The sequence below is a fragment of the Enterococcus sp. DIV0170 genome (assembly GCF_051710765.1).
In the GTDB taxonomy this organism is placed as follows: Bacteria; Bacillota; Bacilli; order Lactobacillales; family Enterococcaceae; genus Enterococcus_A; species Enterococcus_A raffinosus.
The window spans coordinates 1,854,238-1,879,387 of sequence record NZ_JBIOLG010000001.1 but is presented as its reverse complement, the minus strand read 5'-3'; the positions used below and the strand labels follow the sequence as shown (position 1 = coordinate 1,879,387).

Sequence of the window (25,150 nt, the reverse complement as noted above, 5' to 3'; positions counted from 1 at the left end):
GATGAGACGGATGATTACAGCGATGGTTCATGACCAAGCAGGGGTGCTCAGTCGAATTACAAGTGTGCTAAATCGTCGGCAAGTAAACATGGACAGTGTCTCCGTCGGGCGAACGGAAAAAGATGGCGAATCGCGGATGACGATCATTATTCAAGCGGATACCTTAGCGGATGTCGAACAAGTAACAAAGCAATTAAATAAACAAATTGATGTCGTTAAAGTTTCTGATGTAACCGATGAGCCGCACTTAGAACGTGAGTTGGCCTTGATCAAAGTCAGTGCTCCAGCGGCTACGCGCTCTGAGATTCAGGCGATGATTGATCCATTTAGAGCGGACGTTGTAGATGTAGGATTGAAAACAATCGTGGTACAAGTGGCTGGTTCAACCGAAAAGGTCAATGCGTGTATTGACGTATTGCGACCTTATGGAATTAAGCAATTAGCAAGAACCGGTGTTACCGGATTTAGCAGAGGTTAAACGCAAAATTGATTATTCGTTTTGCTATTAATATAGTTTAAAAAATTGGAGGAAAAATTATGGTTAAAGTTTATTATGATGATGCAGTAGCGAAGGATGCTTTGGAAGGAAAAACAATCGCAGTGGTAGGGTATGGATCTCAAGGCCATGCTCATGCACAAAATCTTAGAGATACAGGTCATCAAGTAGTGATCGGTATTCGAGAAGGAAAATCCGCTGAGGCTGCTCGCGAAGATGGGTTTGACGTGTTGCCAGTAGCTGAAGCAACAAAGAAAGCCGAAGTAGTCATGATTTTAGCTCCAGATGAAATTCAAGGAACACTTTACGAAAATGAAATCGCACCAAACTTAGAGGAAGGCGATGCTTTAGTCTTTGCTCATGGGTTCAATATTCACTTTGACGTTATCAATCCACCGAAGAATGTTGATGTATTCTTAGTGGCTCCTAAAGGTCCAGGGCATTTGGTCCGTCGTACCTTTACTGAAGGTTTTGCGGTACCTGCCTTATTCGCTGTTTATCAAGATGCAACAGGAACTGCTCAAGATTTGGCATTGTCTTATGCGAAAGGAATCGGTGCTACACGAGTAGGTGTCTTGGAAACAACCTTTAAGGAAGAAACCGAAACAGACTTATTCGGGGAACAAGCAGTGCTTTGCGGTGGTTTAACTAGTATGATCGAAGCTGGATTTGAAACCCTAGTTGAAGCTGGCTACCAACCTGAATTGGCTTACTTTGAAGTTTGCCATGAAATGAAGTTGATTGTCGATTTGATTTATGAAGGTGGCTTTGCCAAAATGCGTAATTCAATCTCTAACACAGCTGAATACGGCGACTATGTTTCTGGTCCTCGCGTAATCACTGAAACAGCAAAAGCCGGGATGAAGGAAGTGTTAACTGATATCCAAAATGGTAAATTTGCGAAAGGCTTCATTGACGATAATAAGAATGGCTTCCCTGAATTCAAGAAGATGCGTGCTGAAAGTGCTGGACATCAAATTGAAGAAGTCGGCGGTGAATTAAGAAAAATGATGCCATTTGTAAGTCGTAAAGATTAGTGGAGGTGCAGCGATGGAATTGATCAAAGATACCGAGGTCCGCAGTGCGTATCAATTATTGAAAAACGCTGTAAACCATACACCGTTGCAATATGATCGTTATTTATCCGAAAAGTATCAGGCAACGGTGCTTTTGAAAAGAGAAGACCTGCAGAAAGTTCGTTCATTTAAGTTACGCGGCGCTTATTACGCAATTAAGAAGCTTCCAGAGGCAGAATTGAAAAAGGGTGTAGTTTGTGCGAGTGCGGGAAATCATGCACAGGGTGTCGCTTATACCTGTCATGAGTTAAGAACAAAAGCAGCAATTTTTATGCCGACTACTACACCGCAGCAAAAAGTTTCTCAAGTGAAGTTCTTTGGTGGTGAGTTTGCGGATATTCATTTAGTTGGTGATACCTTTGATGCTTCTGCCGCTGCCGCAAGAAAATACTGTGAAGAAAACGGCATGACATTTATTGATCCTTTTAACGATAAAAATATTATTGCCGGTCAAGGAACCTTGGCGTTGGAAATGATGACGGACGCAGAAAGTGAAGGCTACAAACCTGATTACGTCATCTCTGCTATCGGTGGTGGGGGCTTGATCAGCGGTGTCTCCTCCTACGTAAAAAATACTTCACCAACCACTAAAGTAATAGGCGTTGAGCCAAAAGGTGCTGCTTCTATGCAGGCAGCCTTTGACGAAGAACAGCCGATCAAATTGAATGAGATTGACAAGTTTGTCGATGGCGCCGCCGTTCAACGTGTCGGTGAAATCACATATTCTCACAGTAAAGAATACGTAGATGAGTTGATGTCTGTTGATGAAGGACTAATCTGTTCAACTATTTTAGATCTTTACGGGAAGCAAGCGATTGTAGTGGAACCTGCGGGAGCTTTAAGCGTGGCCGCCTTAGATTTAATGAAAGATAAAATCAAAGGCAAAACGGTTATTTGCATCATTAGCGGTGGAAATAATGATATCAATCGAATGGCTGAAATCGAAGAACGTTCATTGATCTATGAAGGGTTGAAGCATTATTTTGTGGTGAATTTTCCACAGCGTCCCGGCGCTTTAAAAGAATTTGTATCAGAAGTTCTAGGAGAAGGGGATGACATTACTCGATTTGAATATACGAAAAAGAGTAATCGTGGAACCGGACCAGTCGTGATAGGTGTCTTATTGAAGAAGCCTGAAACGTTACCGAATTTACTGAAGCGACTTAAGACATTTGATTCAACGTATATTGAACTAAGTCAAAATAAAACACTCTATAATTTATTAGTCTAAGAAAAGGCCTCCGAAAGCGAACTTTTGGAGGCCTTTTTCGAATTAAATCGTCAATTGATGATTTTCATTAAAATAGTTTTTATAAGCAGAGTATCCGCCGATGATAGATCCCAGACTGGTAGCTGATAACAGCATAAAGGTGACCATGATCTGATATTTGATTGCGTGGACCGGATCAAGGCCAGCGAAGATTAACCCAGACATCATCCCCGGCAAGCTAACCAAACCGACTGTTTTGGCGGAATCAATGGTTGGCTGCATTGCTGTTTTAATGCTTTGCTGAAGAATAGGCTTAGAGGCTAATTTGATAGAAGCACCTAGAGCTAATTTCTCCAAAGTTTGCTGTCGCAAGTCGTGAAATTGCGTATTCAACGCACGATAACATAAGCCGAGCGCCACCATCGAATTGCTGGCGATCATTCCCGTGATAGGTACGATTTGCGAAGGGATGAATTTGATTGCTCCTGCTAAAATCAATACACCAAGAGTGATATAGGTACTTACGAAAATAGCTGCCAAAGAGTGCAGGTATTTTTTTTGGCGAGCAGGATTTCTTTTATGGGCGTTCCACGCCGCATTTAATACAATAAAAAGACTCATCCCTGAAGTCAGTAAATTGTTGTTAACTTGAAAAATGTATTTCAATAAATAGCCGACAATGACTAATTGGATAATTGCCCGTACAATGCTGAAGAAAATATCTTTAGATAAGTTCAACTTCTCTTTATAGCTTATTCCAACAGCGATCAAGACAAGTGCAAAGGCTAGCAGCAGAGAAAGATTATTTACAGCAAGTTGATTCATTGATCCAGTTTTCCTCCTTGAACGTGTAGTAGTTTCTTTGCAGAATTGATTTCCGCTTCATCATGAGTGACTTGTAGAATGGTACAGCCTTTTTTCTGAATGTCATCCATTAGGCGATGAATAATTGTTTTCGTTTGTTCATCTAAGCCCGCTGTTACCTCGTCCAAAAGCAAAACCTTAGGCAGGAATAAAATATTACGAATCAATGCGATCCGCTGACGCTCACCGCCAGAAAGTTCATTGATACTTTTAGAAAAATAGCTTTCTGGCAGATCAACTAATTGAAGCTGATCCAGCATGTTCTTCCGATTAGGTTCTGCTTCTCTTATTAGATAGGGAAAGGTTAAATTATCTTCTACCGTATCTCCAAATAAAGAGGGCTGTTGATAGCAATACGATACCTGCTGTCGATAGTCAGTGTAGTCATAGGTTTGCTGCGCTTTTCCATCAAAAAGTATCTCGCCACTTGTCGGCGTTAATAAAGAAGCAATCAGTCGCAGCAGGGTACTTTTTCCTCCGCCAGAGGGACCAGTAATCGTTAAAAAATCACCTTTTTCAACAGATAGAGTGATCTGATTCAAAATCAATCGATCATCTGTCTGATAATTCACATCATGTAGTTCTAATAAGGCCATATTATTGTTTCTCCTTTCTAGGATCGTAAGGGATGATAATCAAAAGTTCAGGAATCTCATCGATCCTTAACTGCTTTAAACTTAGTTCAGGGTAGGAGATAAACCGGCCTTCCTTTCCAAAACGTTCAAAAAAATAATCCTGAATTTGCTGCTCTGTCCACTGTCTAGCGGGGAAATGCCAATAATGCTCTTTTTCTCTAACAAAAACAAAACCGATGCTCCAGGCTTGCTTTATATCTAAGGGCCATTGAGCCAACTGTTTCTGAAATTCTTTCATAGCTATCCTCCATTCATTTTATAATCTCAAACGAGTCAATTAGAAAAATTTCCATTCACTATTAAACCAATTATTTATTTTTCTGTACACTCTTTAGTCTATATTATATCCTAGTTCATTTGCTTCCAATGAACTTATTTCACTTAAAATCAGGTTCAATTTCTCATCTAATTAAGTAGAGAAACAAATTGTTTGGAGTTTGACCAATTCTGATGTATTATAATCTCGGATAGTTACTTACGAAAAGTAAAAGTGTAAATCTTTTTCATTTTGCTCAAAATGCTTTACACTATATCCGTAAGAATTTTTACACTTTTTAGGAGGTTTGTTTATTATGGCAAAAGAACATTATGATAGAAGTAAACCACACGTTAATATTGGTACCATTGGGCACGTCGACCACGGGAAAACAACATTAACGGCAGCAATTACAACGGTATTAGGTAAGAAAGGTCTAGCAAACCCTCAAGACTATGCTAGTATCGATGCTGCACCAGAAGAACGTGAACGCGGAATCACTATCAATACTGCACACGTTGAATATGAAACTGAAAAACGCCACTATGCCCATATTGATGCTCCAGGACACGCGGACTATGTAAAAAACATGATTACCGGTGCTGCTCAAATGGACGGTGCGATCTTAGTAGTATCTGCTACTGATGGACCAATGCCTCAAACACGTGAGCACATTTTATTATCACGCCAAGTAGGTGTTAAATACTTGATCGTCTTCTTGAACAAAGTTGATTTAGTTGACGATGAAGAATTGATTGATTTAGTTGAAATGGAAGTACGTGAGTTACTTTCAGAATATGGTTTCCCAGGCGATGATATTCCTGTTCTTAAAGGTTCAGCTCTGAAAGCTTTAGAAGGCGATCCTGAACAAGAACAAGTAATCATGGATCTAATGGATACGGTTGACGAATATATTCCAACACCAGAACGTGACACTGACAAACCATTCTTGTTACCAGTGGAAGATGTTTTCTCAATCACGGGACGTGGGACTGTTGCATCTGGTCGTATTGATCGTGGGGAAGTTAAAGTCGGTGACGAAGTTGAAATTATCGGGATCAAACCTGAAGTTCAAAAGGCTGTCGTAACTGGACTTGAAATGTTCCGTAAAACATTGGATTATGGTGAAGCTGGAGATAACGTTGGGGTTCTATTACGTGGTATTACACGTGATGAAATCGAACGTGGTCAAGTATTAGCTAAACCAGGTTCAATTACACCACATACGAAATTCAGTGCAGAAGTTTATGTGTTGACGAAAGAAGAAGGTGGACGTCATACACCATTCTTTAACAACTATCGTCCTCAATTCTACTTCCGTACAACAGACGTTACCGGTAATATCGTGTTGCCAGAAGGTACTGAAATGGTCATGCCTGGCGATAACGTAACAATCGACGTTGAATTAATCCATCCAATCGCCGTAGAAAAAGGAACAACTTTCTCTATTCGTGAAGGTGGACGTACCGTTGGTTCAGGTATCGTAACTGAAATCGAAGCTTAAATTGATTTTCTAGCACGTAAGCGTTCAACGCTTACGTGCTTTTTGTGTTTTATAAAGCTGTTACTAGAATAACTTGCAACAGTTTTCTCTGATTGCTATGATGAGTTTAAAATGGATAGAGGGAGTAACTATGGAAAAAGTCTTTGTTAGTCCAATGACGTATCGTCAGGGAGAAAATGTTTTATGGAATCATTTGAGAGATATTCTAGCATTTGGCAATAAGGGGTTACTAGTAACGGATCAATTTGTGTACGAGATGATTGGCAAACGTTTGGTGCATGAGTTGACTTCTTTAGGCGGTCAAATTTCTGTGCGGTTCGCAGAAGAGAACAGCACGATAGATGAATGCGATTATGTAATCGCTCTAGGTGGTGGACGGGCGATCGATATAGGAAAAGCATTGGCTTTTAAGTCAAGCAGACGATGTATCGTTGTTCCGACATCTGCTTCGACAGACGCGCCCACTTCAAGAATCTCTGTGAAATATCAAAATGGCTATTTCGAGAAGTATACCTATTATACTCAAAGTCCTGCCTTGGTTCTAGTTGATACGGCTATTTTGATCAATAGTCCGGTCCATTTCTTAACTGCTGGAATAGCAGATGGTTTGTCTACATTCATAGAAGCAAGGACTGTACGTGAAAATTTTGGAAAAAATACCTTAGGGGCAGCACCAACACTAGCAGCAGAAGCAATTGCCGAAAAATGTCGTGATGTTTTACTCAAAAATGCAGAAGCAGCAGTTAAGGCGAATAAGAGAAAAGAGATCACAGTAGAATTTGATGCAGTGGTAGAGGCCAACACGTTATTAAGTGGCATTGGATTTGAATCCGGGGGCTTAAGCATTGCCCATGCGCTCCATAATGCGATGTTTAGTTTGTGGGGAGGAGAGATAAAGGGAAGTCATGGACAGATCATTGCATTGACGACATTGCAGCAATTACGTATTGAAGGTCGCCATGAAGAACTGACAAGTCATCAAGAACTATTTGAAAAACTCAATTTGCCCATTACTTATGAAATGTTGTCAATTTTCCCATCTGTTGATGAACTAAAGAAAATTGTTGATCTGGCATTTTCTCCAGAAGACGGCATCGTTCGAAGTCAATCGCCTGCAACAAAAGAAGAGGTTTATCAAACGCTATTAACATTCAGAAAAACCCGTGAAATCTAACTAGATTTCACGGGTTTCGTATTAAATATTCAATACTTTATTTAAGAAGTCTTGGGTTCTCGGATTGTGAGGATTATTGAAGACCTGTTCAGGTGTGCCGTCTTCTAGAATTTTTCCACCATCGGTAAAGATGACGCGGTCAGCAACTTCTTTCGCAAAGCCCATCTCATGAGTGACAATGACCATGGTCATACCTTGCAGTGCCAGATCCTTCATTACTTTTAAAACATCTCCAACCATTTCTGGGTCCAAAGCGGAAGTTGGTTCATCAAAGAGCATAATATCAGGATTCATTGCTAACGCGCGAGCAATTGCGACACGTTGCTTTTGTCCTCCGGAAAGGCTATCAGGATAATCGTCTTTCTTTTCAGCTAAACCGACTTGTGTCAACAACTCCACACCACGCTTGTTTGCTGACTCTTTTGATTCCCCCTTTAAATCGAGTGGGGCTAACGTTATATTTTCTAAAACTGTCAGGTGAGGGAACAGGTTGAAATGCTGGAACACCATACCAATATGTTGACGAACTAAGTTAATGTCCGTATGCTTATCCGTCAAATCTTGCCCATCAATAATAATTTCCCCAGACGTAGGTTCTTCTAGGTGATTCATACAGCGAAGAAAGGTACTTTTCCCTGAACCAGATGGGCCAATGATACAAACAACTTCCCCTTCGCTGATAGTAATATTCAAGTCATTCAAAACGGTATTGTCACCGAATTTTTTTACTAAATGATTTACGACAATTTTCTTATCTAATTTATTTTCCATCTATTTCACCTTCTTATCTAAACGGTTCGCTAACTTAGTCAAGATCGTGATCAAGATTAAGTACATGATCGCGATGATCAAGTAAACGTAAGAACTTTGAGTTGTACGAGCAACAATGATTTTCCCTGTTTGCAGTAATTCTACTACACCGATAGCCGAAATGATTGTCGTATCCTTCAGACTGATAACGAATTGATTGATGAAAGAAGGAATCATGATCTTCACAGCTTGAGGTAAAATAATCTTCTGCATGGTTCGGTTATAGGACAATCCCAAACTTCGAGAGGCTTCCATTTGACCGACAGGAACCGCATTGATACCGCCACGAACTATTTCAGCGATATATGCGCTGGCATTTAATGTCAGTGTGATGATTCCCGCAGCAAAGTCAGGGATTTTTATACCTGTAATTCCCGGTAAACCAAAGAAGATAAAGAAGGCTAATACCATCATTGGGATTCCGCGGATGATATCAATATAGATACCGGCCAACGTACGTAATCCACGAACAGGAGAAACACGGAACAATCCAAAGATAACTCCTAAAACAAGAGCCAGTGCAAAGGAGACTAAAGCCAATACAATGGTCTTCCATAATCCTTCTAGTAATGATTTGTAATTATTTTTCAATAAACCAGTGATAGTAGACTCATCAACAGTTTCTTTCTTGTCTTCACTACCGGAGCCGATGTACTGATCAACAATTTCATCGTACTCGCCAGTACGTTTCAATTCTTTTAGGCCTTCTGTAAACATCTCGCGCAATTCAGGGTTCTGACCTTTTTTCACAGCAAAACCATATTCACCACCAACTTCGCGTTTGATTGGTGTTTTCAAATCTTGCCCCTGTTTTACAGCATAACCGATGACCGGATAGTCATCCATCATCGCATCGATAGAACCGACTTTCAGCGCGTCATACAATTGATCCGCTGCATCAAAACTTTTGATTGTATAGCCATATTCCTTTTTGTGAGCCTCTAAAAAGTCGGCACTTTCCGTTCCAACCTTAGCTCCTACGGTTTTGCCTTTTAAATCCTCGTAAGACTTAATATCTTTATTGTCTTTCGCAACAGCTAATTGAATCCCGCTTTGGAAGTAGGGGTCCGAAAAATCATAATTGGCTTTTCGCTCATCGGTAATGGTCATTCCTGCGATCATACCATCAGCCTGTCCTGACTCTAAAGCCTGCATTGCTGAGGAGAATCCGATGAATTTAAAATCAATTTTGAATCCTTGCAGCTCTGCGATTCGTTTTAACAGGTCAACATCAATCCCTTTGTATTCGCCGTCGCTGTCCTTATACTCAAAAGGGGCGAAAGCAGAATCGCTGGCAATAACATAAACATCTTTTTTTGGCTCGATTTTTTTCATTTCGCTTGAAGCGCCTTGATCACCGGAACCAGTAGAAATATACTTGCTGACGATTTTATCATAGCTGCCATTTTCCTTTAGGTCCTTCAGTCCTTGATTAAACTTTTCCAGCAGCTCTTTGTTTTCGCCTTTTTTCACAGCGAAGCCGTAAGAACTGCCTTTTTCAGGTTCACCGACTAATTTGAATGGTTGACCATTAGTTACAGCATAACCAAGTACAGGGTAGTCATCAAAAATCGCTTCAACATTCCCGTTTGTCAGGGCGTTGTACATAGCATCAGCAGCTTCGTATTGTTTTACTTCATAGCCATATTTGTCTTTGTTCTTGTTTAAAAAAGTCGCACTTTCTGTACCGATTTTTGCGGCAACTGTTTTTCCTTTTAAATCTTTGTAATTCTTGATGTCTTTATTGTCATTTTTAACAGCCATCTGGATTCCGCTATCAAAATAAGGTTCAGAAAAATCAAACGTTTTTTTCCGTTCATCTGTAATACTCATGCCAGCAATCATTCCGTCCAGTTGATCGGATTGCACTCCTTGGATGGAGCTGTCGAATCCTAATGGACGCAAATCAACTTTAAAGTTTTGGTCCTTAGCGATTTGATTAAGCAAATCTACATCGATACCTATGTATTCGCCATCGGAATTCTGAAATTCGAAAGGAGCAAAAGTCAAGTCCGTCCCGATCTTATATGTTTTTTCCGCGGCGTCAGTCTTGTTGGCAAAGCTAAGTGTGAAAATACTTGCCATTAAGAAAACAACGAATGGAATTAATTTGTTTTTTCTCATAATAATCCTCCTAATTACTTATCATTTGTTTATTATATGTTAGTTTATGGATAAAACACAAGAGGGTTCATTGTTGGATAGAAAAAAAGCAAAATTTTTATAACATGGGATGTCAGAAAATGTGACACGGTTGTTTTTAAGAACTTCTTATGGTAAGAAGAAAAAATGGCGAAAATATGTTCGGTATGCTATAATTTTGGAATGGAAAATCTTTGTTCATTTAATAGAAAAAGGGGGATTTTTGTATGATTGAAAGAGTAACGGATAATACGTTTGACCTTCATTCAAAATATCAGCCTGCTGGCGATCAGCCTGAGGCCATTGAACAACTTGCCGAAGGAATCGTCGATGGAAAAAAAGCGCAAATCCTTTTAGGAGCTACCGGGACTGGTAAAACTTACACGATTTCCAATGTTATTAAGGAAGTAAATAAGCCAACCTTGATTATTGCCCATAATAAGACGTTAGCGGGGCAATTATATGGAGAGTTTAAGGAATTCTTTCCTAACAACGCGGTGGAGTATTTCGTTAGTTATTATGACTACTATCAACCAGAGGCGTATGTGCCTTCTAGTGATACGTATATTGAAAAAGACTCAAGTATTAATGATGAGATCGATAAGCTTCGCCACTCGGCGACAAGCGCCTTACTTGAACGAAATGATGTGATCGTCGTAGCTTCAGTTTCCTGCATTTTTGGTTTGGGATCACCAAAGGAATATTTGGAGCAAGTGGTTTCTTTGCGTGTAGGAATGGAAATGGATCGGAACCAATTATTACGGAATTTAATTGATATTCAATTTGAACGAAACGATATTGACTTTCAGCGTGGTCGTTTTCGTGTTCGTGGGGATGTAGTGGAAATATTTCCCGCATCACGTGATGAACGTGCGTTACGCGTGGAATTTTTTGGTGATGAGATAGAACGAATTCGCGAAGTAGACGCGTTAACAGGAGAAATCACCGGTGAAACAGAGCACGTAGCCATCTTCCCGGCGACCCACTTCTTAACCAATGAAGAGCATATGGAAGTGGCGATTAGTAATATTCAAAAAGAGCTTGCTGATCGATTAGAAGTCTTGAGAAATGATAACAAGCTATTAGAGGCTCAGCGATTAGAACAACGAACCAATTATGATATCGAAATGCTTCGAGAAATGGGCTATACATCTGGTATAGAAAACTATTCTCGTCATATGGACGGACGTAAAGAGGGCGAGCCGCCCTATACGTTGATCGACTTTTTCCCAGATGACTTTTTACTAGTTGTGGATGAATCTCATGTGACGATGCCGCAAGTAAGAGGTATGTACAACGGTGACCGAGCACGTAAACAGATGCTGGTAGATTATGGTTTCCGGTTGCCATCAGCTTTAGATAATCGTCCATTAAGATTAGAAGAGTTTGAAGAGCGCGTGAATCAGATTGTTTACGTTTCGGCGACTCCTGGTCCTTATGAACATGAAGAAACAGATACAGTAATAGAGCAAATCATCCGTCCGACTGGACTACTAGATCCGGTCATTGAAGTCCGCCCGATTATGGGACAAATAGACGATTTGGTTGGAGAAATAAACGAACGTTCTGAAAGAAATGAACGTGTTTTTGTCACGACCTTAACAAAAAAAATGTCCGAAGATTTAACAGACTACTTTAAAGAACTAGGTATCAAGGTTAAATACCTCCACAGTGATATCAAAACCTTAGAACGTACTGAGATTATTCGTGATTTGCGATTAGGAAAATTTGATGTGCTAGTTGGTATTAATTTACTTCGTGAAGGTCTAGATGTACCTGAAGTCTCATTGGTGGCTATCTTAGATGCAGATAAAGAAGGCTTCCTTCGCAGTGAACGTTCACTTGTTCAAACAATTGGTCGTGCTGCCCGAAATTCAGAGGGAAAAGTTATTATGTATGCTGATAAGGTGACGGATTCAATGCAACGTGCAATGGATGAAACATCACGCCGTCGTAGTATTCAGCAACAATATAATGAAGAGCATGGCATTGTACCTAAGACGATTATTAAAGAAATTCGTGATTTGATCGCAATTAGTAAGGTTGCAGAAGATACTGGAACTTACGATACGACCTCTTATGAAGAGTTATCTAAATCTGAACGTAAAGAACTTATTGCGAAACTTGAAGATGAAATGCGAGAAGCGGCTAAAACACTTGATTTTGAAACTGCCGCAACATTACGAGATACAATCTTAGAATTAAAAGCAGCAGAATAACTGGTGAAAAAATGGCACGTTTTTTCGGCTGTGGAAAAAGAACTACAGTTAATGAACAATGAACAAGGAGAAATAAATGGCAAATGATAAGATAGTAATTCATGGAGCGCGAGCTCACAATTTAAAGAATGTAGATGTCACGATTCCTCGTGATAAGATGGTGGTTGTTACTGGTTTATCAGGTTCAGGAAAGAGTTCGCTGGCCTTTGATACGCTATATGCTGAAGGACAGCGTAGATACGTGGAAAGCCTATCTGCTTATGCGCGGCAGTTTTTGGGTCAAATGGATAAGCCTGATGTTGACAGCATTGATGGATTGAGTCCAGCGATATCTATTGATCAAAAAACTACAAGTAAAAACCCTCGGTCAACAGTAGGAACCGTGACGGAGATTAATGATTATTTGCGTTTGTTATACGCACGAGTAGGTCATCCAATCTGTCCGAACGACCATATTGAAATTACCTCTCAATCTGTTGAGCAGATGGTCGACAAGGTGCTTGAATTACCTGAGCGAACCAAAATTCAAATATTAGCGCCAGTTGTTGCAAAGAAAAAAGGACAACACAAAAAAGTTTTCGAAATGATTCAACGAGAAGGTTATGTCCGTATGCGTGTTGATGGAGAATTATATGATGTGACAGATGCTCCAGAACTAACCAAGAATAAAAAACACGATATCGAAATCATCGTCGATCGTATTGTTGTTAAGGAAGGTATCCGCTCGCGTCTATTTGATTCCTTCGAAGCAGCGTTACGCTTAGCTGAAGGGTATGCGATTGTTGATGTGATCGGGGAAAAAGAAATGCTATTCAGCGAACACTACGCTTGTCCTTATTGTGGTTTTACAGTAGGCGAACTTGAACCTCGACTGTTTTCATTCAACGCGCCGTTTGGAGCTTGTCCAGATTGTGACGGATTAGGGGTTAAGTTGGAAGTCGATTTGGATTTAGTTATTCCTGATCAAAGTAAAACGTTGCGTGAAGGGGCATTGATTCCTTGGAATCCGATCAGTTCTCAATACTATCCTCAAATGCTAGAGCAAGCATGCTTGAGTTTCGGTATTGATATGGATACTCCGTTTGAGGATTTGCCAAAAGAACATCAAGAAATCATTTTGAATGGTTCAAATGGAGAAAATTTCCATTTCCATTATGAAAATGACTTTGGCGGTGTTCGTGATGTAGAAGTTCCTTTTGAAGGGATTATTAACAATATTAACCGACGTTATGCAGAAACGAACAGTGATTTTACCCGTGATCAAATGCGTTTATATATGACGGAATTAACATGTCAAACCTGCCACGGTTATCGGTTGAATCCACAGGCTTTATCAGTGAAAATCAATGATGTTAATATTGGACAAGTTAGTGAAGACTCTATTAATAGAGCACTCGATTTTTTCGAAACCGTTGCATTAAGCGAACAGGAAAAGGTAATCGCTAAGCCTATTTTGAAAGAAATCAAGGATCGTCTTAGCTTCTTACGAAATGTTGGGTTAGATTATCTTACCTTGAGCCGAGCTTCAGGGACCTTGTCTGGTGGAGAGGCTCAAAGAATTCGGTTGGCGACTCAAATCGGTTCAAACCTATCTGGTGTCTTGTATATTTTAGATGAACCCTCGATTGGTTTGCATCAGCGAGACAATGACCGCTTGATTGAGTCTTTGAAGAAAATGCGAGATTTAGGAAATACTTTGATTGTAGTAGAGCATGATGAAGATACAATGCGTGCGGCAGATTATCTGATTGATGTCGGTCCAGGTGCAGGGGATCAAGGTGGCGAGATTGTCGCTGCTGGAACACCTAAACAAGTTGAAAAAAATCCAAAATCCTTGACTGGTCAATATTTATCTGGAAAACGAGAAATCGCTGTGCCAAAAGAACGTCGAAAAGGAAATGGAAAGAAAATAAAAGTTACTGGCGCTGCTGAAAATAACTTGAAAAGCATTGATGCCGAGTTCCCATTAGGGAAATTTGTTGCTGTGACGGGTGTCTCAGGATCTGGGAAGTCTACTTTAGTTAATCAGATCTTGAAAAAGGCTCTCGCACAGAAGTTGAATCGTAATTCAAACAAACCAGGAAAATTCAAAAAAATTACTGGTTACAACAATATCGAAAAATTAGTTGATATTGATCAAAGTCCAATCGGGAGAACACCGCGGAGCAATCCAGCAACCTATACAAGTGTTTTTGATGATATTCGAGATTTGTTTGCTCAGACAAATGAAGCGAAGATTCGCGGTTACAAAAAGGGTCGGTTCAGCTTTAATGTAAAGGGCGGACGTTGTGAAGCTTGTCGCGGAGATGGAATCATCAAAATTGAGATGCATTTTTTACCTGATGTTTATGTGCCGTGTGAAGTTTGTCACGGCAAACGCTACAACTCCGAAACATTGGAAGTTCATTATAAAGGAAAGAATATTGCGGATATTCTGGAAATGACTGTTGAAGATGCTGTGGAATTCTTCAAACACATTCCTAAAATTCATCGAAAACTTCAAACAATTGTTGACGTTGGTTTAGGCTATGTCACGATGGGGCAGCCTGCGACAACACTTTCAGGTGGAGAGGCTCAACGAATGAAGCTTGCTAGTGAACTTCATAAGAATTCCAATGGAAAGAATTTCTATATTTTGGATGAGCCGACAACAGGACTTCATACAGATGATATTGCTCGTTTGTTAAAGGTTCTGGAACGTTTTGTTGACGCAGGAAATACGGTATTAGTGATTGAACATAATTTGGATGTGATTAAATCAGCCGACTACGTTATCGATCTAGGACCAGAAGGCGGCGACGGTGGTGGAACCATACTAGCAACAGGGACACCGGAAGAGATTGCTGAAGTACCAGACAGTTATACAGGACATTATTTAAAACGCGTCTTAAAAAAATAAATAACTGATAAAGCTTGATGCAAGCAAAGGATTCTCCTTTGCTTGCATTTTTCTTTATGGTATGATTATCAAGGATTTAGAATGAGAAGGTGTAAGAGAATATGAATGAAAATCAAAAATTTGTCCCGATTTTATTAGGGAGCGATATCAACGTTTACGGTATGGCCCGTTCTTTTCACGAAGCCTATGGAATCGTATCAGAGGCTTATGCTGGTCTACAATTAGCACCAACAAAATATAGTAAGATCGTGAACGTACATGTTGTACCAGGATTTGATAAGGATCCTGTGTTCATCGAGCAGATGCGCGAATTAGGAAAAAATACGTACAACGATCCTAATGTAAAATATTTATTGATTGCTTGCGGTGATGGATACGCTGAGCTAGTTTCACAACATAAAGAAGAGCTTTCCGAATGGTTTATTTGTCCGTATATTGATTTTGATTTACTCCAAAGTCTGATTAGTAAAGTCAGCTTTTATGAAATTTGCGAAAATTATGATTTGCCTTATCCAAAAACATTTATCATTACTGAAGATATGTTAGAGGCTGGTAAGTTAAAACAGGATTTACCCTTTGATTTTCCTGTTGCACTAAAACCAGCGAATAGTGTGGAATGGCTATCAGTTGATTTTGAAGGAAGAAAAAAAGCCTTTATTTTAGATACTCGTGATGAATTTGACACAATCATTGAGCGTATTTATCAAGCTGGTTATACGAGTGAAATGATTGCGCAGGACTTTATTCCTGGAGACGATAGCAACATGCGTGTATTGAATGCTTATGTCGATCAAAACCATCAGGTTCGCATGATGTGCTTGGGACATCCATTATTAGAAGATCCTTCTCCAGAAGCGATTGGAAACTATGTGGCGATCATGCCTGAATATAACGAGAAGATCTACCAGACAATTAAAGGATTTTTAGAGAAAATCAACTATACCGGTTTTGCAAATTTTGACATGAAGTACGATCCTCGTGATGGAGAATATAAATTGTTTGAAATCAACTTACGGCAAGGACGCAGTAGTTTCTTCGTTACTTTAAATGGCTTCAATTTAGCACAATACGTAACTGAAGATCGTATTTTTGAAAAGTCGTTTACTGAAACGATCTACGGTAAAGCAGAACCAGCTACATCTATGTTATGGATGGGGGTTCCAAAGGGTGTTTTTGAGAAATTTGCTCGAAATAATAAGGAAAAAGAAAAAGCTCTAGAAATGATCAAAAATGACCATTGGGGAACGACAGTCTTTTACAAGAAAGATATGTCCTTGATGCGTTGGATTTTAATGAAGTATATGTTCAGCAAGTACAAAGGACGCTTCGATCTATTCTTTAAAGAGAAAGAAGGATAAGTATGGAAAATTTCTTTAGTATTCTTGGTGGAATGGGGACGATGGCGACGGAAAGTTTTATTCGAATCCTTAACCAACGTACACATGCTCATAATGATCAAGAATACTTAAACTATGTGATGTTCAATCATGCAACGGTTCCTGACCGCACGGCTTTTATTTTAGATCACGAAGCACCAAGTCCATTACCCTTTTTATTGGATGATATAGAGAAACAAAACCTATTACAACCGGATTTTATTGTACTCACTTGCAATACTGCTCATTACTTTTTTGATCAACTACAGGGGGCAACAAATATTCCGTTGCTGCATATGCCGCGTGAGGCTGTAAATGAAGTGACAAAGCATCATAAACCCGGCGAGAAAATCGCGGTATTAGCAACTGCTGGGACAATTTCCGCTAAGGTTTATCAAAGTGAGCTAGAGACAAAAGGATTTGAAGTTTTGATTCCTAAGCCAGACTTACAAGAGAAGGTTAATCATCTGATTTATCACGATGTAAAAGAGAATGATTATATCAACAGTGATTTGTATCTAGAGATTCTTTCAGATGTTTTTGAAAAATATGGTTGTCAGAATGCTATTCTTGGCTGTACCGAGCTGTCTTTAGTTCAAGAATTGACAAAAGAAGTTCCTTTTCCAGTAATTGATGCGCAATCTATTTTAGCGGATCGGACAATTGAATTAGCACAGAAAAACAGATCTTTTAAATAGGAGATCTGTTTTTTATTTGCACATTTTTCCAGTTTCTATTCTATTAGGAAAATCTAAAGAATGACAAATGAGTAGCAAAGACACGCCAGGAGTGTTATAATTTTTTTAGATAGCGAAAGAAGCTAGCTTATGGTTTCTTTGGCATCTTTTTATTTGGTTCAAAAATTTTGCTTATGATTATTGATGAGCCTATCAACGTATTTCAAATCGCAATATCGTCTATATAGAACAATAGTAAATTAAAATAATCATTCTCAGGAGTGAGTTTCTAATTACGTGAAAGGAGTGACACAAATGACTGATAGTTTACATTTGGTTGTCATTACAGGTATGAGTGGTGCAGGTAAAACTGTCGCAATTCAAAGTTTTGAAGATATGGGGTATTTTTGTGTAGATAATATGCCTCCAGGTTTAATTCCGAAGTTTTGGGAATTGATCCGTGAATCAGGAAAAGTAACTAAGATCGCTTTAGTAGTAGATTTACGTTCTCGCTCATTTTTCGAAGATATTCAAAAAATGCTGATAGAGATAGAAAATACAGGGTTCATTGATACAAGTATCTTGTTCTTAGATTGTTCAGATGAAGAATTAGTCTCTCGTTACAAAGAGACGCGTCGCGCGCATCCGCTTGCGATGGATGGCATGATCACTGAAGGTATTCGTAAAGAACGCGCAATTTTGGAAGATTTAAAGAATAGAGCTACTCTAATGATTGATACAACAGATTTAACGCCGCGTCAATTACGAGAAAAAATTAATCAAACATTTAAAGATAAGGACGACGCGGGATTCCACGTGGAGGTAGTTTCTTTTGGCTTCAAATATGGGTTGCCAATTGATGCTGACATAGTTATGGATGTTCGTTTTTTGCCGAATCCACACTATATTTCAGACCTGCGGCCTCAAACCGGGCTAGACAAACCGGTATATGATTATGTAATGTCATTTCCTGAAACAGAAAGTTTTTACACGAATTTTGTTCGTTTAATTATGGACATTCTGCCTGGCTACATTAATGAAGGAAAAAGTTCATTAACGATTGCTATCGGCTGTACTGGTGGACAGCATCGGTCAGTCGCTTTGACAGAGCGTATTGGAAAGGCAATTACGGATGCAGAGTACAAGGTAAATATCACTCATCGCGATAAGGATAAGCGGAAAGAGACGGTGAATCGTTCATGAAAATGAAAACATACCGTATTCGTAAACCGAAGATCGTGGTTATCGGTGGTGGGACAGGATTACCAGTTATTTTAAAAAGTTTACGAAATCAAAGTGCTGATATTACAGCAGTGGTAACTGTAGCAGATGACGGTGGCAGTAGTGGTGAACTACGCGATTCGATCGACATGGCCCCCCCAGGTGATTTGAGAAATGTTTTGGCCGCCTTATCTGACATGCCGAAGCTCTATGAAGACTTATTTCAATATCGTTTTCATGAGGATGACAAATTTCTTGCAAATCATACGATTGGGAACCTTTTAATCGCGGCTTTATCAGAAATGCGAGAAAGTACGTATGAAGCAATTCAATTACTTTCCATGATGATGCACGTGGACGGGCATATTTACCCTTCTTCGGAAACACCGCTAGTGTTGCACGCGGATTTTGATGACGGAACAAGTGCAGTGGGAGAATCAAAAATAGCTCTGGATCGTAAGACGATAGAAAGAGTTTATGTCACAGAAAAAAATGGTGAAAAAGCGATTCACGCAGCACGTAAAGTAGTTAATGCTATCAATGAGGCAGATATGGTTGTCTTAGGACCAGGCTCCTTATTCACTAGTATCTTGCCTAACTTAGTCATTGAGGAACTAGGAAATGCGGTTCGTACAACAAAGGCAGAGGTAGTCTATATTTGTAATATTATGACCCAAAAAGGTGAGACCGAACATTTCAGTGATGCGGATCATATTCGTGTTCTTCACAAACACCTCGATAGCAAATTTATTGACACTGTATTAGTCAATACTGAAAAAGTTCCTGAAGGATATATGGATCCAGAGATCTATGATGAATACTTGGTACAAGTTACACATGATTTTAATGGGTTAAGGGAAGAAGGCTGCCGAGTTGTTTCAACTGACTTTTTAAAACTTCGTGATGGTGGCGTCTTTCATGATGGAGATAAAGTTGTCGATGAGCTATTTCGAATTGTTTTTGGTGCAAAAATTTAAGACTAAATTTTTAATAAATGTCGAAATAGTAAATCATTTAGTTAGAACTAATTTTATTTAGGAAAATTAGTTCTTTATTATGAGAAGGAGGGCTCGTCATGTCTTTTGCGGCAGAAGTAAAAAAAGAGTTAACGGGTCTGGCAGTCCAAAAGAATCTCGCACAAGCTGAGTTAGCCGCATTGATAAGAATGAATGGTTCCCTTAGTTTGAGTAATCATCAATTTGTTTTGAATGTACAAACTGAAAATGCGGCGATTGCTCGTCGAATTTTTACTTTATTAAAAGAGCATTATAATGTGCGAAGCGAGTTACTGGTACGTCGGAAAATGAAATTGAAAAAAAACAACGTCTACATTGTTCGATTGAAACAAGAAACACAAAATATTTTATTGGATTTGGATATCATGGACGGCATGATGTTTCAAGCGCATATATCGAATGAAATTAAGCAATCAGATGAAAAAACTCGTGCGTATTTACGTGGTGCATTTTTGGCCTCTGGTTCAGTTAATAATCCAGAAACGAGCCGTTATCATCTAGAAATATCTTCAATTTACGAGGAACACAATCAAGATATTTGTGACCTGTTGAATCAATTTGACTTGAATGCGCGTACGCTGGAACGCCGAAATGGCTACATTACTTATCTTAAAGGCGCAGAGAAAATAGCTGATTTTCTAACTTTGATTGGTGCGACGAATTCAATGTTAAAATTTGAGGATGTTCGAATCGTTCGTGATATGCGAAATTCTGTCAATCGACTAGTGAATTGCGAAACAGCCAATATGAACAAAACGATAGATGCTGCGTCTAAGCAAATTGAGAACATTCATTTTATTGAGTCGACGGTTGGACTACAATCGTTACCAGAAAAGCTACAGGAAATAGCAGAATTAAGGATTCAAAATCCTGAAATCAGTCTAAAAGAACTAGGAGAAATGATTCCATCAGGAGCCATTTCGAAATCAGGTATCAACCATAGAATTAGAAAAATTAATGATTTTGCCGATAATTTACGAAAAAAAACCGTTTGATAGTCAAACGGTTTTTTTCTGTTTATTCAGCAATGTAAGCTTTTAAAGTTGCTTCATCAATGGATTCGTCAAAAATATGATCACCTAATACAATGGTTGGTACGAATTGAATGTTTGCTTGGGCTGCCTCATTGCGGATTTCTCCTTGCAGATTTTGGTTTGCTTGTTGAATAAAGCCCAATGTTTTTTCAGCATACTCAGCTACAGCTTCTAAAGCAAGGTCTTGCCAATTTTCTTGTGTTTCAAAAGCTTGTTTGATTTGAATCATAGCCTTGGCAGGATTATTGTCAATATATTCGTGCATTACATTTCCGCGCTGTAAGCTAATTTTATCTTTATCTAATAACTTGATAACACGTTGAACTTTGCCTTCTTCGACCGCTTGACTCAGCGTTTCATAGGATTCCTCAAACCATTGTTTGCAGTAGGGACATCGTAGGTTAATAAATTCAATTAAACGCTTTGGCGCTGTGTCTGATCCAATTTTAATTCCATTGAAATCATTTACTAAGTTTGCTTTTATTATAGAAATATCCATTAATAAACACGTCCTTTCATAGTCTAGTTTACAAAAGATTCTAAAGAAAACAAACTCTTTTGATATAAATAAGTTAAAAAGATTGAAACGTCTGTTTGAAAATAACTCAGCTTAGTTTATAATAAATCCGTTGTTATAAAGATTATAAAGTTAAGATTTCTATTTTGAGGTAAGCAATTTTTTTTAGCTGTCATTTTACCGCTTAAAAGAAATGTTACAAAACAATAGAATCGTTGTCTTTTCCAAGAAAAAAGGACGAATTACAATAAGGAGGAGAACTATGCGTAAGAAAAAAACGATGGATGGAAATACAGCAGCAGCTTATATTTCATATGCATTTACTGAGTTAGCTGCAATTTATCCAATCACTCCTAGCTCAACAATGGCTGAACTTGTGGACCAATGGTCTTCAGAGGGAAAGAAAAATATATTTGGTCAACCGGTATCAATTACTGAAATGCAATCAGAGGCGGGTGCCGCAGGTGTTGTTCATGGTGCGCTTAAAACGGGTGCACTAACAACTACTTATACTGCATCGCAAGGATTATTACTAATGATTCCAAACATGTATAAAATGGCAGGAGAGTTACTGCCGGCCGTTTTTCATGTGGCTAGTCGCGCAGTTACAACAAATGCGTTAAATATTTTTGGTGATCATGGAGATGTAATGGCGGCACGCCAAACGGGATTTGCGATGCTACAGGAGAGCAGTGTACAAGAAGTAATGGATTTGTCTGCGGTGGCGCATCTAGCAGCTATTGAAGGCAGCATCCCATTCATGAACTTTTTTGACGGTTTTCGTACTAGTCATGAGATTCAAAAGGTTGAGGTATTAGACTATGAAGAATTGGCGCCGCTTGTTGATCAAGAAAAGTTAAGAGCATTCCGTAAGCGAAGCATGAATCCAAATCATCCAACAATTAGTGGGACGAATCAGAATCCTGATATACATTTTCAACAACGTGAAACAGTCAATCGTTATTACGATGAATTGCCAGCAATCGTTCAAAAATATATGTTTGAAATCAATAAACTCCGTGGTACTCAATATGATTTGGTTACTTATTATGGGGCAGAAGATGCAGAAGAAGTCATTGTAGCAATGGGTTCTGTGGCACAAACGATCGAACAAACGGTGGACTATTTAAATGCTAATGGTCGGAAAGTTGGTTTTTTAAATATTCATTTGTATCGTCCGTTCCCAACCGAGAACTTTTTAGAAAAGCTTCCAAATTCTGTGAAGTCTATTGCTGTTTTGGATCGTTCAAAAGAGCCTGGAGCTGATGGTGAGCCATTATTATTAGACGTTCAAGGCGTCATGTATGAAGCGGATATCCGTCCTAGAATCATCGGTGGACGTTTTGGTTTAGGCTCTAAGGATGTCACACCAGACCAAATTATTGCTGTATATGATGAATTGTTAAAAGAGAAAGGAAAAACCAAAAAGCGTTTTACTATCGGTATTGTTGATGATGTAACTAATATGTCGCTCGAAACAAAGGGAACCCTTGACTTGACGAACCCTAATACTTATCAGGCAAAATTCTGGGGTTTTGGTTCAGACGGAACAGTGGGGGCAAATAAATCAGCAATTAAAATTATCGGAGATCATACGAACAAATATGCGCAAGGTTATTTTAGCTATGATTCAAAAAAATCAGGCGGATTGACTGTTTCACATTTGCGCTTCGGAGATACACCTATTCGCTCGACCTATCTTGTCGAAAGTGCTGATTTTATCGCCTGTCATACACCTGCTTATATTCACACCTATGACTTGCTGAAAGGATTGAAGCCAGGCGGGATATTCTTAATGAATACTATGTGGAATGATGGGCAGATTGATAAATTATTACCTGCTAAGATGAAACGCTATATCGCCGAGAATAATATTAGATTTTACACAATTAATGCTGCTAAATTAGCCATGGAAGTCGGGCTTGGTTCGCGGATCAACACAGTGATGCAAACGGCATTCTTTAGCTTGACGGGCATTATCCCATTTGATGAAGTGATAGAGATTTTAAAATCTGAAGCCGATAAAAGCTACCGCCGTAAATCACTGGAAATCGTAGAAAAGAATATTGCGGCGATTGATCAAACCGTTGAATTATTGCATCAGGTACAGATTCCTAAAACGTGGAAAACCATTGAAACGCCTGCCCATGTACGTAAATCTCCCGTGCCACAATATGTTGAACAAATTGTTGAACCGATCAATACTCAACGAGGAGATGCACTTACTGTTAATGACCTTGTAGCAAACGGCATGACAGATGGAACCATACCAACAGGTACCACAAAATTTGAAAAACGCGGGGTGGCATTAGAGGTTCCTCATTGGATTAGCGATCGTTGTACAATGTGTAACGAATGTTCATTTGTATGTCCTCATGCGGCTATTCGCCCATTTTTGGCAGATGAAGAAGAAATGGAAGAAGCACCAGAAGGATACATCGTCCGAGAAATGCGCGGTGCCGACGGTTTGAAGTATCGTATTCAAGTTTCAGTTGAAGACTGTACTGGCTGTGGTCTTTGTGTCGAAGCATGTCCAGCTAAAGGCAAAGCACTAGTTATGAAACCATTTGAAGAAGAGAAAGAACAAGCAATCAATTGGGCCTTTTCAATGACATTAAAGCAAAAGGCAAATCCAGCAAAAACAAATTCCGTTTTAGGTTCACAGTTCAATCAACCACTGCTGGAATTCTCGGGAGCATGTGCAGGTTGTGGTGAAACACCTTATGTGAAATTAATGACACAAATGTTTGGTGATCGTATGATGATTGCAAATGCGACAGGCTGTTCATCTATTTGGGGAGCGGCTGCCCCCGTCAGTCCTTACACAACAAACGAAAAAGGTCAAGGGCCAGCGTGGTCTAACTCATTGTTCGAGGATAATGCTGAATATGGATATGGAATGTTTTTGGCAAATCAAACCCGACGTAAAGAATTAGCAGATAAAATTAATGACGTTCTAAATATGGTTTCTGATGATTTACGGGAGTTAATGGAAGACTGGATGGATCATATGTATGAATCTGACGGAACCCAGCAAAGAGCAGCTAAGTTAACTTCAGCGCTTGAAGCAGAAGGGTTGGAGAATGCTAAACTAGCCGAGATCTATGACAACCGTGACTTATTTGTCAAAACTAGCCAATGGATGTTTGGCGGAGATGGTTGGGCGTACGATATTGGTTTCGGTGGTATTGATCATATATTAGCTAGTGGAGCAGATGTAAATATCTTAGTAATGGATAATGAAGTCTATTCGAATACCGGCGGTCAAACATCTAAAGCAACACCAGCTTCTGCCATTGCAAAATTCTCAGCGGGTGGTAAATATCAATCTAAGAAGGATTTAGGGATGATGGCGATGACATATGGCAATGTTTATGTTGCACAAATCGCTTCAGGAGCTAATCAAATGCAGACAATCAAAGCTCTGGAAGAAGCTGAAAAATTCCCAGGACCTTCTTTGATTATTGCTTATACACCATGTATTAATCACGGCTTGCGCGGTGGAATGAGCAAAACTCTACAAGAGGCCAAAGATGCAGTAAATTCTGGTTATTGGTCATTGTATCGTTACAATCCAATTCAACGTGAAAAAGGAAAGAACCCAATGACGTTGGATTATAAAAAACCAAACTTTGATGATATGATTGGCTTTATGAAACAGCAGACACGCTTCTCAGCACTAGAAAGAGTGCAGCCTGACGATGCACAGCGCCTATACCAAAAAACAGTAAACGATGCTCAAACACGTTTTTATAACTATGCACGCATGGCGGGACAGGAAGAAAAAATTCGTGCGAAATTAGAAGGAACAAAAGTTGAAGTAACGAAGACTACTAGTGAAAAGAAAGTAAAAAGTGAGCGGAAAGCTGATCCAGAAGCAGCAGCACGGCGTGCCGCTCGCAGAGCTGCTCGCGCTGAAAAAAGAAACCAATAACTTTTTGGATGTTGTCGTTATATCGAGATAGTAAGATAAGAAAGCATGTAACCATCAAAATTATTATAGAAGAAATTAAACAGTAGTAGG

General features: G+C 39.3%; 19 protein-coding genes. 13 read left to right on the top strand and 6 right to left on the bottom strand.

The annotated features are described in order from the left end of the window. The first annotated feature begins 1 nt into the window (after window position 1). The 3 genes from ilvN to ilvA are packed head-to-tail and all read left to right on the top strand — an operon-like array spanning window position 2 to window position 2,803. Complete coding sequence (gene ilvN, locus IGI50_RS09055; RefSeq protein ID WP_438776776.1) at window positions 2-478, top strand: acetolactate synthase small subunit; 477 nt, start codon at window positions 2-4, stop codon at window positions 476-478. A gap of 59 nt (window positions 479-537) precedes the next feature. Further along, the gene (ilvC, locus tag IGI50_RS09050; protein WP_010745027.1) at window positions 538-1,533 is read left to right on the top strand and encodes a ketol-acid reductoisomerase; all 996 of its coding nucleotides are present in this window, start codon (window positions 538-540) and stop codon (window positions 1,531-1,533) included. A gap of 13 nt (window positions 1,534-1,546) precedes the next feature. After that, window positions 1,547-2,803 (top strand): threonine ammonia-lyase IlvA, encoded by a 1,257-nt coding sequence (gene ilvA, locus IGI50_RS09045; protein ID WP_218255729.1) that lies wholly within the window; start codon window positions 1,547-1,549, stop codon window positions 2,801-2,803. Between the two features lie 42 nt (window positions 2,804-2,845). Here ilvA and IGI50_RS09040 read toward each other — a convergent pair whose 3' ends face one another. From IGI50_RS09040 to IGI50_RS09030, 3 genes are read right to left on the bottom strand one after another with little or no spacing between them, the layout of a single operon-like run. After that, window positions 2,846-3,607: an ABC transporter permease gene (locus IGI50_RS09040; protein WP_010745025.1), complete on the bottom strand. Its 762-nt coding sequence runs from the start codon at window positions 3,605-3,607 to the stop codon at window positions 2,846-2,848. Next, window positions 3,604-4,242, bottom strand: coding sequence for an ABC transporter ATP-binding protein (locus IGI50_RS09035; RefSeq protein WP_311855479.1), 639 nt, complete (start codon window positions 4,240-4,242; stop codon window positions 3,604-3,606). Before IGI50_RS09035 ends, IGI50_RS09040 begins: the two co-directional genes overlap by 4 nt. Window position 4,243: 1 nt before the next feature. Next, window positions 4,244-4,519 carry a hypothetical protein gene (locus IGI50_RS09030; RefSeq protein ID WP_311855478.1) on the bottom strand — a complete coding sequence of 92 codons (276 nt, stop codon included), beginning with the start codon at window positions 4,517-4,519 and terminating at the stop codon, window positions 4,244-4,246. 334 nt (window positions 4,520-4,853) lie between these two features. On the opposite strand from IGI50_RS09030, the gene tuf reads away from it, so the two are divergent. Next, window positions 4,854-6,041, top strand: a complete 1,188-nt coding sequence (gene tuf / locus IGI50_RS09025; protein WP_010745022.1) for an elongation factor Tu — start codon at window positions 4,854-4,856, stop codon at window positions 6,039-6,041. 130 nt (window positions 6,042-6,171) lie between these two features. Then, window positions 6,172-7,215, top strand: coding sequence for a glycerol dehydrogenase (locus tag IGI50_RS09020; RefSeq protein ID WP_311855476.1), 1,044 nt, complete (start codon window positions 6,172-6,174; stop codon window positions 7,213-7,215). Window positions 7,216-7,236: 21 nt separating this feature from the next. Here IGI50_RS09020 and IGI50_RS09015 read toward each other — a convergent pair whose 3' ends face one another. Continuing rightward, window positions 7,237-7,986, bottom strand: a complete 750-nt coding sequence (locus tag IGI50_RS09015; RefSeq protein ID WP_218255723.1) for an amino acid ABC transporter ATP-binding protein — start codon at window positions 7,984-7,986, stop codon at window positions 7,237-7,239. Next, on the bottom strand, window positions 7,987-10,149 hold the full coding sequence (locus tag IGI50_RS09010; RefSeq protein WP_311855473.1) for an amino acid ABC transporter substrate-binding protein/permease: 2,163 nt from the start codon (window positions 10,147-10,149) through the stop codon (window positions 7,987-7,989). A gap of 245 nt (window positions 10,150-10,394) precedes the next feature. On the opposite strand from IGI50_RS09010, the gene uvrB reads away from it, so the two are divergent. The 7 genes from uvrB to whiA all read left to right on the top strand — a co-directional run bounded on the left by uvrB (window position 10,395) and on the right by whiA (window position 20,570). Next, a complete protein-coding gene (gene uvrB / locus IGI50_RS09005; RefSeq protein ID WP_010745018.1) occupies window positions 10,395-12,386 on the top strand; it encodes an excinuclease ABC subunit UvrB in 1,992 nt (663 codons plus the stop codon). Window positions 12,387-12,462: 76 nt separating this feature from the next. Beyond that, window positions 12,463-15,285: an excinuclease ABC subunit UvrA gene (gene uvrA / locus IGI50_RS09000; protein ID WP_218255719.1), complete on the top strand. Its 2,823-nt coding sequence runs from the start codon at window positions 12,463-12,465 to the stop codon at window positions 15,283-15,285. A 101-nt stretch (window positions 15,286-15,386) separates the two neighbouring features. Then, window positions 15,387-16,643: a carboxylate--amine ligase gene (locus IGI50_RS08995; protein ID WP_438776775.1), complete on the top strand. Its 1,257-nt coding sequence runs from the start codon at window positions 15,387-15,389 to the stop codon at window positions 16,641-16,643. 2 nt (window positions 16,644-16,645) lie between these two features. Further along, window positions 16,646-17,359 (top strand): amino acid racemase, encoded by a 714-nt coding sequence (locus IGI50_RS08990; protein ID WP_438776774.1) that lies wholly within the window; start codon window positions 16,646-16,648, stop codon window positions 17,357-17,359. A gap of 294 nt (window positions 17,360-17,653) precedes the next feature. Then, window positions 17,654-18,541, top strand: coding sequence for an RNase adapter RapZ (gene rapZ / locus IGI50_RS08985; RefSeq protein WP_438776773.1), 888 nt, complete (start codon window positions 17,654-17,656; stop codon window positions 18,539-18,541). After that, window positions 18,538-19,536: a gluconeogenesis factor YvcK family protein gene (locus IGI50_RS08980; protein WP_010745013.1), complete on the top strand. Its 999-nt coding sequence runs from the start codon at window positions 18,538-18,540 to the stop codon at window positions 19,534-19,536. The genes rapZ and IGI50_RS08980 overlap by 4 nt, the downstream gene beginning before the upstream one ends. Window positions 19,537-19,634: 98 nt before the next feature. Further along, entirely contained in the window at window positions 19,635-20,570 is a 936-nt protein-coding gene (gene whiA, locus IGI50_RS08975; protein ID WP_010745012.1) for a DNA-binding protein WhiA, read from the top strand. Window positions 20,571-20,592: 22 nt separating this feature from the next. Here whiA and IGI50_RS08970 read toward each other — a convergent pair whose 3' ends face one another. Next, on the bottom strand, window positions 20,593-21,108 hold the full coding sequence (locus IGI50_RS08970) for a thioredoxin domain-containing protein (RefSeq protein WP_438776772.1): 516 nt from the start codon (window positions 21,106-21,108) through the stop codon (window positions 20,593-20,595). Between the two features lie 280 nt (window positions 21,109-21,388). Between IGI50_RS08970 and nifJ the strand changes: the two genes are divergently transcribed. Beyond that, the gene (gene nifJ / locus IGI50_RS08965) at window positions 21,389-25,060 is read left to right on the top strand and encodes a pyruvate:ferredoxin (flavodoxin) oxidoreductase (RefSeq protein WP_438776771.1); all 3,672 of its coding nucleotides are present in this window, start codon (window positions 21,389-21,391) and stop codon (window positions 25,058-25,060) included. Window positions 25,061-25,150: the final 90 nt, after the last annotated feature.

Coding starts and splice junctions, on each gene's coding strand:
- ilvN (WP_438776776.1), top strand. CDS start 2: ATGAGACGGATGATTACAGCGATGGTTCATGACCAAGCAGGGGTGCTC.
- ilvC (WP_010745027.1), top strand. CDS start 538: ATGGTTAAAGTTTATTATGATGATGCAGTAGCGAAGGATGCTTTGGAA.
- ilvA (WP_218255729.1), top strand. CDS start 1,547: ATGGAATTGATCAAAGATACCGAGGTCCGCAGTGCGTATCAATTATTG.
- IGI50_RS09040 (WP_010745025.1), bottom strand. CDS start 3,607: ATGAATCAACTTGCTGTAAATAATCTTTCTCTGCTGCTAGCCTTTGCA.
- IGI50_RS09035 (WP_311855479.1), bottom strand. CDS start 4,242: ATGGCCTTATTAGAACTACATGATGTGAATTATCAGACAGATGATCGA.
- IGI50_RS09030 (WP_311855478.1), bottom strand. CDS start 4,519: ATGAAAGAATTTCAGAAACAGTTGGCTCAATGGCCCTTAGATATAAAG.
- tuf (WP_010745022.1), top strand. CDS start 4,854: ATGGCAAAAGAACATTATGATAGAAGTAAACCACACGTTAATATTGGT.
- IGI50_RS09020 (WP_311855476.1), top strand. CDS start 6,172: ATGGAAAAAGTCTTTGTTAGTCCAATGACGTATCGTCAGGGAGAAAAT.
- IGI50_RS09015 (WP_218255723.1), bottom strand. CDS start 7,986: ATGGAAAATAAATTAGATAAGAAAATTGTCGTAAATCATTTAGTAAAA.
- IGI50_RS09010 (WP_311855473.1), bottom strand. CDS start 10,149: ATGAGAAAAAACAAATTAATTCCATTCGTTGTTTTCTTAATGGCAAGT.
- uvrB (WP_010745018.1), top strand. CDS start 10,395: ATGATTGAAAGAGTAACGGATAATACGTTTGACCTTCATTCAAAATAT.
- uvrA (WP_218255719.1), top strand. CDS start 12,463: ATGGCAAATGATAAGATAGTAATTCATGGAGCGCGAGCTCACAATTTA.
- IGI50_RS08995 (WP_438776775.1), top strand. CDS start 15,387: ATGAATGAAAATCAAAAATTTGTCCCGATTTTATTAGGGAGCGATATC.
- IGI50_RS08990 (WP_438776774.1), top strand. CDS start 16,646: ATGGAAAATTTCTTTAGTATTCTTGGTGGAATGGGGACGATGGCGACG.
- rapZ (WP_438776773.1), top strand. CDS start 17,654: ATGACTGATAGTTTACATTTGGTTGTCATTACAGGTATGAGTGGTGCA.
- IGI50_RS08980 (WP_010745013.1), top strand. CDS start 18,538: ATGAAAATGAAAACATACCGTATTCGTAAACCGAAGATCGTGGTTATC.
- whiA (WP_010745012.1), top strand. CDS start 19,635: ATGTCTTTTGCGGCAGAAGTAAAAAAAGAGTTAACGGGTCTGGCAGTC.
- IGI50_RS08970 (WP_438776772.1), bottom strand. CDS start 21,108: ATGGATATTTCTATAATAAAAGCAAACTTAGTAAATGATTTCAATGGA.
- nifJ (WP_438776771.1), top strand. CDS start 21,389: ATGCGTAAGAAAAAAACGATGGATGGAAATACAGCAGCAGCTTATATT.